The following is a 13,128-nucleotide window of genomic DNA, read 5'->3' as shown; positions in this document are numbered from 1 at the left end:
TCGGTCGCCGCTCAAAGGCGGCTGCATCGACGTACATCGAAAGCGCAGCGCATAAGCGAAACCTAAGCGAACCCGTAGCGAACCATCGGAGAAGAACAAGAATGAAAAGCAGGCGCATGTCGGTCAGAACGAAGTTGGCCATCGGCTTTGGATTACTCACTGGCGCGGTGTTGCTCGTCGCCGCGCTGTCCATCGAAGCGCTCAGCGATGCGAATCGGCGCTTCACGACCTTCGTGTCGGAGATCAACGCGCGCGCGAACCTCGCGGAACAGGTGCGCACGGCGGTGGACCGGCGCGCGATCGCGGCGCGCAATCTCGTGCTCGTCACGAAACAGTCCGACCTGGACCTCGAGAAAGCCGCCGTCACGAAGGCGCATGAAGACGTGCTGCGCAGCCTCACCAGGCTCAGGCAGATGACCGACGCCGCCACGGATCTCGACGTCACCGCGCGCGCCGATGTCGATGAAATCGCCCGCGTCGAATCGCTTTATGGGCCGGTTGCGCTCGGTATCGTCGATCTGGCGTTGAAGGGCCAGCACGAAGCGGCGATTGCGAAGATGAACGACGAATGCCGTCCGCTGCTTGCCGCGCTCGTGCAGGCGACGCAGCGCTACGCCGATGTCACCGATGCCCAAGGCGCGCGTCTCGTGGCGGAATCCGCGCAGCGATACGCGAGCTGGCGCGCGTGGCTCATCGGCCTGTGCGCGCTGGCGGTCGTCGCGGCGGCGTCGGCGGGACTCGTCATCACGCGCGGCATTCTGCGTGCGCTCGGCGCGGAACCGGACGAACTCAGCGACGTAGCCGGGCGCGTGGCGAGCGGCGATCTCGCGTTCGTCGCGCATATCGACGATGCACGCCACGGCAGCGTGCTCGCCTCCATGAACGCGATGCAGGCGAACCTCGTCAGGCTGATCGGCAACGTGCGCACGTGCGCGGACAGCATCGCGACGGGATCGAGCCAGATCGCGGTCGGCAACGTGGATCTGTCGACGCGCACCGAGCAGCAGGCGGCATCGCTCGAAGAAACAGCATCGAGCGTCGAGGAACTGACCGCGACCGTCAGGCAGAACGCCGATCACGCGCAACAGGCCAACACGCTTTCGGCGGATGCGTCCACGGTGGCGCAACAGGGCAACGCAGTCATCACGCGCATGGTCCAAACGATGTCCGACATCAGCGCGCGCTCGACGAAGATCGCGGACATCACCGGCATCATCGAAGGCATTGCGTTCCAGACCAATATCCTCGCGCTGAACGCGGCCGTCGAAGCGGCGCGCGCCGGCGAAGAAGGACGCGGCTTCGCGGTGGTCGCAGCGGAAGTGCGCAATCTCGCGCAGCGCTCGTCGAGCGCGGCGAAGGAAATCAAGGAGCTGATCGGCGCGTCGGTCGAGCGCGTGGCGCAAGGCTCGTCGCTCGCGCTGGAAGCCGGCGAGACGATGGCCGGCGTGCTCGGCGCGGTCTCGAAGGTGAGCGGGATCATGAGCGAGATCGCGGCGGCATCGGACGAACAGAGCCGCGGCATCGAGCAACTGAGTCGGGCGATCGCGCAGATGGATCAGGTGACGCAGCAGAACGCGGCGCTCGTCGAGGAAGCGGCGGCGGCTTCGCAATCGCTCGATGAACAAGGGCGGCATCTGACGCAGGCTGTATCGTTCTTCCGGCTCGCGGCTGTATAAGCGATAAGCGGCGATGCGGCGATGAGCGGTGATGCGGCGATGAGCGGCGATGCGGCGCCGCCACGCGCGACGAATGATGGACACGCCGTTTCGAGCATCAGCTTTGCGTTTCCGGGAAGCTGCGGAAAACCCTAGCAAGCCCTTCATCCCGCACGCTTAGCGTGCTCTGCTAACGAATCAAGCACACAAATAAGACTCGCGCAACATACGCATGTTGCCTCGCTCGGGAATACATCGCCCCTTTCTTTAGCGCTGCTACACTGCCCTGCCACTAGAGCGCTCAAAGCAAAAAAACACGGGGAATGTCACAGCCCAAAGGGGGGCATATGCGTCATTCAGTGAATCTTCTCGCGAGCGCCTTCCAGACCGGTCACCATGCCGGCACCGCAAGCACTTTTCCAAACACGTACGCGCCCGGCTTCAGGATGCGCGCCCTCTCCGTGCTCGTCGCCATTGCTTCGGGTTCGTTCGCACTCACGGCAATGGCCGCTCCGCCGTTGCCGCAAGGCGGGCACTTCGTCGCGGGCAGCGGAAGCATCGCGCAGAGCGGTGCGAACTTGAACATCACGCAGTCGGGCTCGCGCGGCATCATCGACTGGAACAGCTTTTCCATTGGCTCGGGCCACACCGTGTCGATTAACAACGGTACCGGCGCAACGCTCAACCGCGTCACCGGTAACGATGTCTCCGCCATCTTCGGAACGCTGCGCGGCACCGGTACGGTCTACCTGATCAATCCGCATGGCGTGGTGATCGGACCGCAGGGCGTGGTCTCGACGGGCGGCCACTTCGTCGCCTCGACGCTCGATATCAACAACGACGATTTCGCCGCCAGTTACCAGACCACGTTCACGGGCAACTCGAATGCGGACGTGATCAACCTGGGCAAGATCAGTTCGACGGGCGGCAACGTGTTCCTCATCGGCGCGAACAAGGTGGTGAACGCGGGACGCATCGACGCGCCGCAGGGTTCCGCCGGGCTCGTCGCGGGCCGCTCGGTTTCTCTCGTGGATACCGGCTACGACCAGCAGATCGGCGTGGCGGTGGGAAGCCACGGCACGGCGGCGAACGCGGGCCAGATTCAGGCGGCGGTCATCAGCCTGCAGGCGGCGGACGGCAATATCTTCGCGCTGGCGGGCCACACGGCGGCGTTGCGCGCAACCGGCACCGCGACGCGCGACGGTCACGTCTGGCTCGTCGCGGAGAGCGGCACCGTCGATGCGCGCGGCGCGGAGATCAGCGCGCGCAATGTCGACGGCAGTGCGGCCAGCGTCGACATGAACGGCAAGGACGTGAAGATCAGCGGCGCGACCATCAGTGCGGACAAGCTCAATATCACCACGGGCGAATTCACCGCCGATGCCGCGACCGCCAACACGCTCGCATCGAACCTGAATCGCGGCACGTCGATCACCGTGAACGCGGACGGCACCGACGGCACGTCCGGCGCGAACGGCAAGGGCGACATCGCGGTGCAATCGAACGTGCGCTGGAACGGCGCTTCGTCGCTGACGCTCAATGCCGCGCACTCCGTCACCATCGCGCCGCAAGTGACCATCGCGAACGCGGGATCGGGATCGCTCAAGCTGTACGCCGACGCGCACGCGTTCGACAACGGCGGCAGCGTGACCAATCGCGGCACGATCGACTGGTCGCGCAGCACGGGCGCGGTGGCGGTGCTTTTCGACATGAACGGATCGAACACGCCGGGGACCGTGCGCGTCAATCCGTCGTGGAGCGCCGCGCCGTACAGCGGGCTCGTCACGCAGTACACGGCGTATCGGCTCGTCAACTCGGTCGCGGACCTGCGCGCGGTCAAGAGCGATCTCGCGGGCACCTATGCGCTCGGTTCGAGCTTCGCGCTCGACGGCGCCACGGACGTGGGCGACATCGGCACGGCGGCGAAGCCGTTCACCGGCCAGTTCGACGGCATGGGCCACGTGCCCGTCGGCCTCGACCTGACGGGCAACGCGTCCGGTTTGTTCGGCGCGGTCGGCGCGGGCGGCGTGCTGCGCAACTTCGTGCTGGCGGACACCACGGCGACGTCGTCGAGCGCGGCGGTCGGCCTGCTCGTCGGCGTCAACTCGGGCTATCTCGTGAACGTCGGCGCAACGGGCGTCGTCCGGTCGACGGGCAACGCGACATCCGTGGCCGGCGGGCTGGTCGGGGAAAACCACGGGCGCATCGAGCAATCGTGGGCCGGCGCGAACATCAGCGGCGCGAACGAGACCGGCGGACTCGTCGGCCGTAACGATGGCCGCATCACCACGTCGTACGCGCTCGGCTCCGCGACGGGCGGCGCGCAAGGCGCGGTCGGCGGGCTCGTCGGCGTGAACAACGGCGCGATCGTGCAGTCGTATGCGCAGGCGTGGCTGAGCGGCGGCGCGGCGATGGGCGGCCTCGTCGGCAGCAACACGGGCGGCATCGGCCAGTCTTATGCGAACTCGACGCTCTCGGTCGGCGCGGGAAAGGCGGGCGGAATCGCGGGATCGAACCGGGGCAGCATCGACACGAACGTGTTCTGGAACAAGCAGTCGTCCGGCGCGCTGGCGGCGGTCGGCGCGGGCACGGCGGTCGCGCCGTCGACCGGGCTCACCGATGCGCAAATGGGCAATCCCGCGAGCTACGGCCCGACGTGGGACTTCAGCACGCGGGGCGCGTGGTCGATGCCGGATGGATCGTTGACGCCCGCGTTGCGGTGGGCGTCGGGGTCTTGAGGGTTTTGCATGAAAGGCCCGCCAGAAATGGCGGGCTTTTTCATGCGCCTTCGCCGCTCACTGCGCCTCCACAATCTCCTTCGCCTCGTCCACCGACAACGTGCGCCGCATCGCTTCGGCGAGCGCGCTCATCTGCGTGCTCCGCTCGCATGCCACGGCCGCGACGAGCTTGCCCTTCTCGCCGAACAGCGCGACGAACTCCAACTTCTCCGGCGATCCCGTGATCACGGTCTGATCCCACGAACGCGCATGCCCGAGATACTCGAAGTTCTTGCCGAAGTGATACGTCCAGAAGAACGGCACGAACGGCTCTTTCGGCGATGACCCGAGCATCGCGTGCGCCGCGATGCGCGCGTGCTGCTGCGCGAGCCGCCAGTGCTCGACGCGTATGCGCCCGCCCGGCTCGATCGGCAAATCGAAGCGCGCGATGTCGCCCGCCGCGAAGAGACCATCGGCGACGCGCATCGATGCATCGACGTTCAGGCTGCCGTCGTCGTTGCGATCCACGCCCGCGATAAAGTCCGTCGCCAGCCGAATGCCCAGCCCCGCGACGATGAAATCGCATTCCACGATCGCGCCGTCGTCGAGCGTCACGCGCAAGCGCCGTTCGCCGCCGGCCTCGTTGCGCGCGACCGCCACCGCATGCCGCCCCATGCGGAACGTGACGCCGTGCGATTCATGCAGCCCTTGCACGAGCCGCGCGACTTCCGGCCCGAACTGCTTTTCGAACGGCACGTTGCCGGGCGATACCACCGTCACCGCGACATCGCGATTGCGCAGCGCAGCGGCCACTTCCAGTCCGATGAAGCTCGCGCCCAGCACGAGCGCGTGACTTCGCTCGACGGCGCTTTCGACGAGACGCCGCGCATCGTCGCGCCCGCGCAGCAAGCGGATGTGCTCCGCGACGCCCTGCGCATCGCCGCCCTGCAACGATGGCCGCTTCGGCACGCCGCCCGTCGCGACGAGCGCGGCATCGTAATGAATCGACGGCGCGCTGCCGATATCGATGCGTTTCGCCCGCGCATCGAGCGTCTGGACCTCGGCCTGAATCACGTCGATGGACTCGCTCGCGAAGAAATCGTCCGGCAGCAGCGCGGGCACGTCGTCCGGCGACATCTCGCCCGATGGCACGAATTTGCTCAACGCGGTGCGATCGTACGGCGTGCGCGGCTCGCGATCGATCACCACGATGCGCCCCGCGAAGCCGCCCTGACGCAGCGCCGAGCACGCGGCAGCGCCCGCCGCGCCCAGCCCGACGACAGCGAAGGTCCGAGCGTCGCCGGGCTTCGATTCGGCCGGTTCTTCCATCGGCACGGCGCTCGCGAGAATGTCGTCGCCCTCCACGCGCACCGGATAGCGCTTGAGCGGCAGCAACGGCGGCGGTTCGACGAGCGCGCCGCTTTCGATATCGAACGTGCCTTTGTGCCACGGACAAATCAGCCGGCCGCTGCATAGCGCGCCCTCTTCCAGCGGTGCGCCCGCGTGCGGGCAATCCGCCTCGTAGCCGAGCACGCGCTCGCCCGAACGAATCAGAAGAATGGGCGTCTCGCCGATTTCCACGCGCTTCATCGCGCGCGCGTCGAGGTCGGAGAAAACCGCGACTTTCTGCATGGGGGAATCGTGGGTCATGGTCGTGCTCGTCGCTCGCTTCGATGCCCGCACTCATGCAACGCACATGCCAAGCGCGGCATCGAGTCGTGCAAAACACGGGCACGCTCCTTGCCCCATTGCTCATGAACGACGTACTGCACGAGCGCGAGCGCCGCGCCATCCACGGAGAAATGCGTGAACGATATGACCCAAGGGCTGCGAAAACGCGCGATCCCCGACTGGTGGCGCGTGGAAGAACGCGACGCGCACAACGCACGTGCCGCACGCGACGACCATCGCATCGCCCTCCTCGACGATCACCTCGCGGCGATCCATTTCACCGACGAAACCTGCGCGAGCCGCGCGGAAGTTCTCCGTCAACTGATCGGCACGGAAGGACTGCTCACGGCCGATTTGCCGCTGCCAGGCCGGGGAAATACTGCAACGCGCTGGCGCGCGCTGGGCGCGGTCGCCGCTTGCGATCTCTCGCTTGCGAAGCTCTACGAAAGTCATGCCGATGCGCTCGCCATCCTCGCCGAACTGCATCGCGCAGAACTGGGACAGCGCGGCACATGGGCCGTGTGGGCCGCCGAGCCGCCGAACGCGCGGCTCGCGGCGAGCGCGGGCGATGGACAAACGCTCGTCCTCGAAGGCACGAAAGCATGGTGCTCGGGCGCGCGCCATATCACGCATGCGCTCGTCACCGCTTGGCGCGACGACGTTCCCGTGCTGGCGGCCGTCGAGTTGTCGCAGGCGTGCATCGGGATCGACGAAAGCGGCTGGCAGGCCGTCGGCATGCGCGCGACGGGCACGGCGAGCGTGCGTTTCGACGGCGCGCACGCGGTTCAGATCGGCGATGCCGGCGCGTACGTGAATCGTCCCGGCTTCTGGCAAGGCGGCGCGGGCATTGCCGCGTGCTGGCTCGGCAGCGCGGCGGCCATCGCGACGACGCTCCTCGACAGCAGCGCGCGCCGCGCCGAACCGCACGCGCGCGCGCATCTCGGCGCGGCCGATGCGGCGCTCGCCTCCGCCGCCGCGTTGCTGCGCGAATCGGCGGCATGGATCGACGCGCATCCCGACGCCAACGCGCAGCAATGGGCGTTGCGCGCGCGGCTCACCGTGGATCGCGTGGCGAGCGACGTCATGCAGCACGTGTCCCGCGCCATGGGCCCCGCGCCCTTCTGCACCGACGCGTGGTTCGCGCGCGCGCTCGCGGATCTTCCCGTCTTCCTGCGACAAAGCCACGCGGAACGCGATGAAGCCGCGCTCGCGCAAGCGATATTGGACGACCACGCGGGAGGCGCGCGATGACCGGCGGCGGCGTCGTTGGATAAGAGCCGCGCGACAGCGGCAACGAAGAGCCAATAACGAGGCAACAACAAGGATGCCCATGTCCACACCGCGACGGTATTTCGACGATCTTTATCGCCACGACGACGATCCCTGGCGTTATCGCACGAGCTGGTACGAGCGTCGCAAGCGCGATCTCGTGCTCGCGAGCCTTTCGCGCGAGCGCTACGAATCCGCCTTCGAGCCGGCATGCTCGAACGGCGAACTCTCCGCGATGATCGCCCGCCGATGCACGCGCCTGCGCGCCTGCGACGTGAGCGAAGCCGCCGTGCGCGGCGCGCGCGAACGCCTCGGTGACGCGCCCAACGTCACGCTCGAACAGCGCGCCGTGCCCGACGAATGGCCGGACGATGCGCGCTTCGATCTCATCGTCGTCAGCGAGCTTGCGTACTATCTGTCGCCGGAAGCCACGGCCAGGCTCGCGCAACGCGCATGGCACTCGCTTGCGGACGACGGCGAATTCGTCGCGTGCCACTGGCGTCATCCGTTCGAAGGCAAATTGCAGCGCGCGGAAGACATCCACGCCGCATTCGACGCCGCGTTCGACGGCACGCGTACCGTCCAGCACGCGGAAGCCGATTTTCTCCTCGATGTGTGGTCGAAAGATGGCCGCTCGATTGCACGGCGCGAGGGGATCGCATGATAGGCATCGTGATTCCGGCGCATAACGAAGAAGCCTTCCTCGCCGATTGCCTCGAGGCCGCGCGGCTCGCCGCGACGCATCCCGCGCTGCTCGGGGAAGCGGTCGAAATCGTCGTCGTGCTCGACAGTTGCACCGACGATTCCCTGTCTATCGCGCAGTGTTTCGGCGTGCATCTGCTGACGCTCGATGCGCGCAACGTGGGCCGGGCGCGCGCGGCCGGCGCGGACTTCATGCTGGAACGCGGCGCGCGATGGCTCGCATTCACGGATGCGGACAGCCGCGTCGCGCCCGACTGGATCGTCGAGCAGCTCGGGCTGGAGGCGGACGCGGTGTGCGGCTGCGTGACCGTCGACGACTGGAGCATGCACGCGTCCGCGACGCGCGAGGCGTTTTATCGCAAGTACACGCACGCGGACGCGCATCGGCATGTGCATGGCGCGAACCTCGGCGTGTCGGCGAGTGCGTATCGTCGCGCGGGCGGATTCATGCCGCTCGCGTGCAGCGAGGACGTCGCGCTTACCGTGCAACTGGCCGAGAGCGGCGCGCGCATCGCGTGGAGCGCGGCGCCGTGCGTGGTGACGAGCGCGCGGACCGCATCGAAGGCGCGGGGCGGTTTCGGCGATACCCTCGCCGCGATCGCCGAACGCGAAGCGCGTGAAGCGCTCGCGGACGCGGCGGCGCTGCCCGATGCGCAACGCGAGGAAGCGTAGCGGGTCGCTTCGTCGTGCAAGGCGGCGCGCCATGACTACCGTTGCGCGGCCGCCTGCTCGTCGTCCTCCCATCCGCCGCCGAGCGCCTTGTACACGGCGATGAGATTCGTCGTCACGTTCACCGTCGATTGCGCGAGCTGCGTGCGCGTTTCCGCGAGCTGACGCTCGGCGTCGAGCACGGTGACGAACGGCGTAATGCCCTTGCGATAACTGTCCGTCGCGAGTTGCAGGCTGATGCGGCCCGCCTCGACGGTGCGCATCAGCGCCGCGCGCCGGTCCTGCTCGGTCCGGTAGCTGACGAGCGCGTTATCGACGTCCTGCAATGCGCCGAGCACCGTCTGCCGATATTGCAGCGCCGCCTGCCCCGCCTCCGCCTTCGCGACGCGCACGTTCGCGCGCAGCGCGCCGCCCTCGAAGATCGGCAGCGACACGCTCGGCCCGACCGACCAGAAGAGACTCGACCAGTGCGCGAGATAGCTCGCCTTCGTCGCGCGCATGCCGACCTGCCCGGTGAGCGACATGTCCGGATACAACTGCGCGACCGCGACGCCCACTTCGGCCGTCGCCGCGTGCAGTTGCGCTTCCGCGCGGCGGATGTCCGGACGGCGGCGCGCGAGCGTCGACGGCAAGCCGACCGGCACCGTCGGCGGCACGGGCGGCACGGCGGCGCTGCCGTCGGCATCGGCGAGTTCGGCGTCGAGCGTGCCGGGCGCGCTGCCGGTGAGCACCGCGAGGCCGTTCATCGCCTGCGCGATCTGCGCATCGAGCGTCGGCACTTGCGCCTGCAGGCTGCCGACCTGCGCGCTCGCGCTCTGCACGTCCTGCTGGCTCGTCAGGCCGACGCGCGCCTGCTCCTGCGTCAGCGCGAGAATCTGCTGCTCGGCCTCGATTTCCGCGAGCGTGATGCGCTTGATCGACTGCGCGCCGCGCAACTGCGCATACGCGCGCGCGACTTCGGATTCGAGCGACACGAGCGCGTCGTTGCGGCTCTCCCTCTGCGCCTGCGTCTGCGCGTTCGCGGACTCCACGGAACGCCGCACGCGGCCGAAGAGATCGAGTTCCCACGACGCATCGAAGCCGTCCTGATACAGCGTGACGGGACCGGTGGCGGCATCGATTCCCTGCCGCAGTTGCGCGCCGTTCGCGCCCAGTCCGTTTATCCGGTCGTAGACGCCTTGCGATTGCAGCAGGCCTTTCAGCCCGAGCTGCTCGCGCATGACGCTCGCGTTCGCGCCGATCTGCGGCAAGCCCTGCGCCGCCGCCGACGCGCTTTGCTCGCGCGCCGCTTCGATGCGCAACACGGCCGCCTGCAAATCGAGATTGCCCGCGACGGCGCGCGCGATCAGCGAATCGAGCGTCGCATCGTGGAACTGATGCCACCAGCGCGGATCGGGATCGGCGGACGTTTCGGCGACGGACGGCGCCTGCGCGTGCGGCGCGCGCGGATCGTCGGGCGCGGCCTGCGTGCGCTCGGCATGCTGCATGTCGTTCCAGTTGCCGGGAACGTCTGCCGTCGGCGGCTTGAAGTCGGGACCGACCGTGCATGCGCTCGCGATGAGCGCGAGCATCAGAATGGAAAGACGCGGCTTCATCTCAATGCCCTCCCGCCTTGCCGGACGCCTTGACCGGCGAGAAGAAAAGCGCGAGCGGAATGAACATGAACGAGAACACCGCGCACGCGAGAAAGACGTCGAGATAGGCGAGGATCGTCGCCTGCGAGACGAACGTCTTGTACATCTGTCCGGTCGCGGCGGTCATGGCTTGCGACATCGTTTGTCCTGTGTCCATCAGCGTTCGCGCCATGCGCTGCACCGTATCGTTATAAGGCTGATTCAGCGGCGTGAGATGCTCGACCATATGCGCCATGTTGGCCTGCGTGCGCTCGCGGATCGCCGCCGTCGCGAGCGAAATGCCGATGGAACCCGCCACGTTGCGGAACATGGTGAAGAGCGCGGATGCGTCGTTGTTGAGCGCCTTCGGCAGCGAGAGATACGCGAGCGTCGTCACCGGCACGAACAGAAAGCCGATGCCGATGGACTGCGCGCTGCGCATTTTCGTCAGCGTGACGTAGTCGATATTCGGCACGAGATGATGCGAATACAGCAGCGCGCATCCCATGAGAAAGAAGCCGAACGCCACGAGAAAGCGCGTCTGGATGTAGTTCATCAGCTTGCTGACGACGGGAATCAGGAACACGATGCATATCGCGCCCGGCGAGAGCACGAGGCCCGCGAGCGTCGCCGTGTAGCCGAGCTGCTGTTGCGCGAGCTGCGGGATCAGCACCGCGCTTCCGTAGAGCACCGACGCGAAGCCGAAGATGGCCGCCGAGCCGAGCGCGAAGTTGCGGTCCGCGAGCACGCGAAGATTCACCACGGGCCGTTTCGCGTACAGCAGCCACGTCGTCGCGCCGACGATGCCCACCGCCGAGAGCACCGCGAACGTCGTGATGAAGCCCGATGAGAACCAGTCGTCGTCCTCGCCGCGATCGAGGAACACTTGCAGACAGCCGAGCCCCAGCGCGATCAGCCCGATGCCGATCACGTCGATGCCGATCTTCTTCGCGTCCTGGCGCTTCTCCCACGGCGGATCCTCGACGAACTGCATCACCGCGATGGTCGTCAGCACGCCGACCGGCACGTTGATGAGAAACACCCAGCGCCATGTGAAGTTGTCGGTGATCCAGCCGCCGAGCGTCGGGCCGAGCACCGGCGCGACGACGATCGCGACCGCCGAAATGGAGAACGCGCGGCCGCGCTGCTCGGGCGGAAAGGTATCGAGAATGATGGATTGCTGGCTCGGTTGCAGGCCGCCGCCGAAGAAGCCCTGAAGAATGCGAAAGACGATCAGTTCTCCGAGATTCGACGATATGCCGCACATGAACGAGCACACCGTGAACGCGCCGATGCAGATGAGAAAGTAGCGCTTGCGCCCGAGAATCTTCGAGAAATACGCGGAGAGCGGCAGCACGATGCCGTTCGCGACCAGATAAGACGTGAGCGTCCACGTGGCCTCGTCGTAGCTCGCGGACATGGTGCCGGAAATGTGCGGCAGCGCGACGTTCACGATGGTCGTGTCGAGCACTTCCATGAACGCGGCAAGCGTGACGACCACGGCGATCAGCCACGGATTCGAGCGTGGCTTCCAGCCGCTGTGGTCGTGTTCTTCGGTGGTATCGCTCATGACGTCAATGACGCAGCATCACGGTCGGCACGACCGACAAGCCGAGCGGCAACGACGTGCCCGGCTTCAATCCATCGTCGATGACGATCTTCACCGGCACGCGCTGCACGATCTTCACGAAATTGCCCGTCGCGTTCTCGGCGGGAAACGCGGAGAAGCGCGATCCGCTGCCGAGCTGCACGCTGTCCACGTGGCCGTGCAGCTTCATGTTCGGATACGCGTCCACGTCGATATCCACCTTGTCGCCCGGCTGCATGCGATCGAGCTGCGATTCCTTGAAGTTCGCCGTCACCCAGACGCGCGTCGTGACGAGCGTGAGAATGGACGTGCCCGCTTGCAGGAACGTTCCGTTCTGCACGTTGCGCCGCGTGATCCAGCCATCGGCGGGCGCGCGCAGTTCCGTGTAGCCCAGATTGAGTTGCGCCGTTTCGACTTGCGCCTCGGCCTGCCGAACCTGCTGACGCCTTTCCTCGACATTCGCGACGACGGTCGCGATCTGCTGCGGCACGAGACTCGCGGTGCGGACCTGCGCGTGCGCCTGCGCGACATTCGCCTGCGCGCTCTTTTGCTGCGCCGTCGCCGTGTCGATATTTTGTTGCGATGTCGCGCGAATATCGACGCTCTTCTGCCGCTCATACGCCGCGCTCGCCTGCGCGAGATTCGCGCGCGCGGTCTGCTCCTGCGCCTGAGCCTGCGCGAGCTGCGCCGGATATTGCACGCGCGCCACTTCCAGTTGCGCCTGCGCGGATTGCAACTGCGCCCGCGCGAGCCCGAGCTGCGCATTGGCCTGATCGACTTGCGCCTGATAGTCGCGCGGATCGATCCGGATGAGCAGATCGCCTTTATGCACGAAGCGGTTGTCGTCGATATTCATCTGCACGACATAGCCCGATACCTTCGGCGCGATGGTGACGGCGTCGCCGTCGGTGTAGGCGTCGTCGGTGCTGACCTGATTGCGCGTCAGGAACCACCAGATGAACGCGCCGATGGCCAGCACCACCACCACGATGCCGAGAATGATCAGCGGCTTCTTGCCGGGCTTCTTGCGGCCGTTGTCCTTTTCGTCGCCTTTGTCTTTACCGTTTTCCTTGCCGTTGGCATTGGCTTTCGCCTTGACCTTGGGCTTCGGTTGCGCGTCGTCGCCGCGCGATGGGTCGTGGTTATCCTGTGGATCTGACATTGCCGCTCACTTTGAATCCCGGACGAACGCCGGGTGGAACCGCTGATCGAACCAGCGCCTGCAAGCGCGGAGATTGACGCCG

At 66.7% G+C, this 13,128-nt stretch carries 9 protein-coding genes; 5 read left to right on the top strand and 4 right to left on the bottom strand.

The annotated features are described in order from the left end of the window. Positions 1-101: 101 nt before the first annotated feature. Together NCR39_RS28120 and NCR39_RS28115 are read left to right on the top strand one after the other, a co-directional pair. Positions 102-1,676, top strand: coding sequence for a methyl-accepting chemotaxis protein (locus NCR39_RS28120; protein WP_250456067.1), 1,575 nt, complete (start codon positions 102-104; stop codon positions 1,674-1,676). A gap of 425 nt (positions 1,677-2,101) precedes the next feature. Further along, the gene (locus tag NCR39_RS28115; RefSeq protein WP_250456066.1) at positions 2,102-4,393 is read left to right on the top strand and encodes a two-partner secretion domain-containing protein; all 2,292 of its coding nucleotides are present in this window, start codon (positions 2,102-2,104) and stop codon (positions 4,391-4,393) included. Positions 4,394-4,450: 57 nt separating this feature from the next. On the opposite strand, the gene NCR39_RS28110 is transcribed toward NCR39_RS28115, so the two are convergent. Next, entirely contained in the window at positions 4,451-6,022 is a 1,572-nt protein-coding gene (locus NCR39_RS28110; RefSeq protein WP_250456065.1) for an FAD-dependent oxidoreductase, read from the bottom strand. Between the two features lie 165 nt (positions 6,023-6,187). On the opposite strand from NCR39_RS28110, the gene NCR39_RS28105 reads away from it, so the two are divergent. The 3 genes from NCR39_RS28105 to NCR39_RS28095 all read left to right on the top strand — a co-directional run bounded on the left by NCR39_RS28105 (position 6,188) and on the right by NCR39_RS28095 (position 8,686). Beyond that, positions 6,188-7,294 carry an acyl-CoA dehydrogenase family protein gene (locus NCR39_RS28105; protein WP_250456234.1) on the top strand — a complete coding sequence of 369 codons (1,107 nt, stop codon included), beginning with the start codon at positions 6,188-6,190 and terminating at the stop codon, positions 7,292-7,294. A gap of 79 nt (positions 7,295-7,373) precedes the next feature. Continuing rightward, complete coding sequence (locus NCR39_RS28100; protein ID WP_250456064.1) at positions 7,374-7,976, top strand: SAM-dependent methyltransferase; 603 nt, start codon at positions 7,374-7,376, stop codon at positions 7,974-7,976. Next, positions 7,973-8,686 carry a glycosyltransferase family 2 protein gene (locus NCR39_RS28095; RefSeq protein WP_250456062.1) on the top strand — a complete coding sequence of 238 codons (714 nt, stop codon included), beginning with the start codon at positions 7,973-7,975 and terminating at the stop codon, positions 8,684-8,686. Before NCR39_RS28100 ends, NCR39_RS28095 begins: the two co-directional genes overlap by 4 nt. A gap of 35 nt (positions 8,687-8,721) precedes the next feature. Here the strand turns inward: NCR39_RS28095 and NCR39_RS28090 are convergent, their stop codons facing one another. Genes NCR39_RS28090 through NCR39_RS28080 form a run of 3 tightly spaced genes read right to left on the bottom strand, consistent with a single transcriptional unit; the run spans position 8,722 to position 13,046 of the window. Further along, positions 8,722-10,278 (bottom strand): efflux transporter outer membrane subunit, encoded by a 1,557-nt coding sequence (locus NCR39_RS28090; RefSeq protein ID WP_250456060.1) that lies wholly within the window; start codon positions 10,276-10,278, stop codon positions 8,722-8,724. A gap of 1 nt (position 10,279) precedes the next feature. Further along, complete coding sequence (locus NCR39_RS28085) at positions 10,280-11,866, bottom strand: DHA2 family efflux MFS transporter permease subunit (RefSeq protein ID WP_250456058.1); 1,587 nt, start codon at positions 11,864-11,866, stop codon at positions 10,280-10,282. A gap of 4 nt (positions 11,867-11,870) precedes the next feature. Beyond that, a complete protein-coding gene (locus NCR39_RS28080; RefSeq protein ID WP_250456056.1) occupies positions 11,871-13,046 on the bottom strand; it encodes an HlyD family secretion protein in 1,176 nt (391 codons plus the stop codon). Positions 13,047-13,128 lie beyond the last annotated feature (82 nt).

Origin of the sequence: Caballeronia sp. ATUFL_M2_KS44, assembly GCF_023630965.1 — a bacterium.
In the GTDB taxonomy this organism is placed as follows: Bacteria; Pseudomonadota; Gammaproteobacteria; order Burkholderiales; family Burkholderiaceae; genus Caballeronia; species Caballeronia concitans.
The sequence above is the reverse complement of the archived record's forward strand: the minus strand, read 5'-3'. Positions and strand labels throughout refer to the sequence as shown.

What these genes read in the sequence shown, in the direction of transcription:
- NCR39_RS28120 (WP_250456067.1), top strand. Translation starts at nt 102, where the DNA reads ATGAAAAGCAGGCGCATGTCGGTCAGAACGAAGTTGGCCATCGGCTTT.
- NCR39_RS28115 (WP_250456066.1), top strand. Translation starts at nt 2,102, where the DNA reads ATGCGCGCCCTCTCCGTGCTCGTCGCCATTGCTTCGGGTTCGTTCGCA.
- NCR39_RS28110 (WP_250456065.1), bottom strand. Translation starts at nt 6,022, where the DNA reads ATGACCCACGATTCCCCCATGCAGAAAGTCGCGGTTTTCTCCGACCTC.
- NCR39_RS28105 (WP_250456234.1), top strand. Translation starts at nt 6,188, where the DNA reads ATGACCCAAGGGCTGCGAAAACGCGCGATCCCCGACTGGTGGCGCGTG.
- NCR39_RS28100 (WP_250456064.1), top strand. Translation starts at nt 7,374, where the DNA reads ATGTCCACACCGCGACGGTATTTCGACGATCTTTATCGCCACGACGAC.
- NCR39_RS28095 (WP_250456062.1), top strand. Translation starts at nt 7,973, where the DNA reads ATGATAGGCATCGTGATTCCGGCGCATAACGAAGAAGCCTTCCTCGCC.
- NCR39_RS28090 (WP_250456060.1), bottom strand. Translation starts at nt 10,278, where the DNA reads ATGAAGCCGCGTCTTTCCATTCTGATGCTCGCGCTCATCGCGAGCGCA.
- NCR39_RS28085 (WP_250456058.1), bottom strand. Translation starts at nt 11,866, where the DNA reads ATGAGCGATACCACCGAAGAACACGACCACAGCGGCTGGAAGCCACGC.
- NCR39_RS28080 (WP_250456056.1), bottom strand. Translation starts at nt 13,046, where the DNA reads ATGTCAGATCCACAGGATAACCACGACCCATCGCGCGGCGACGACGCG.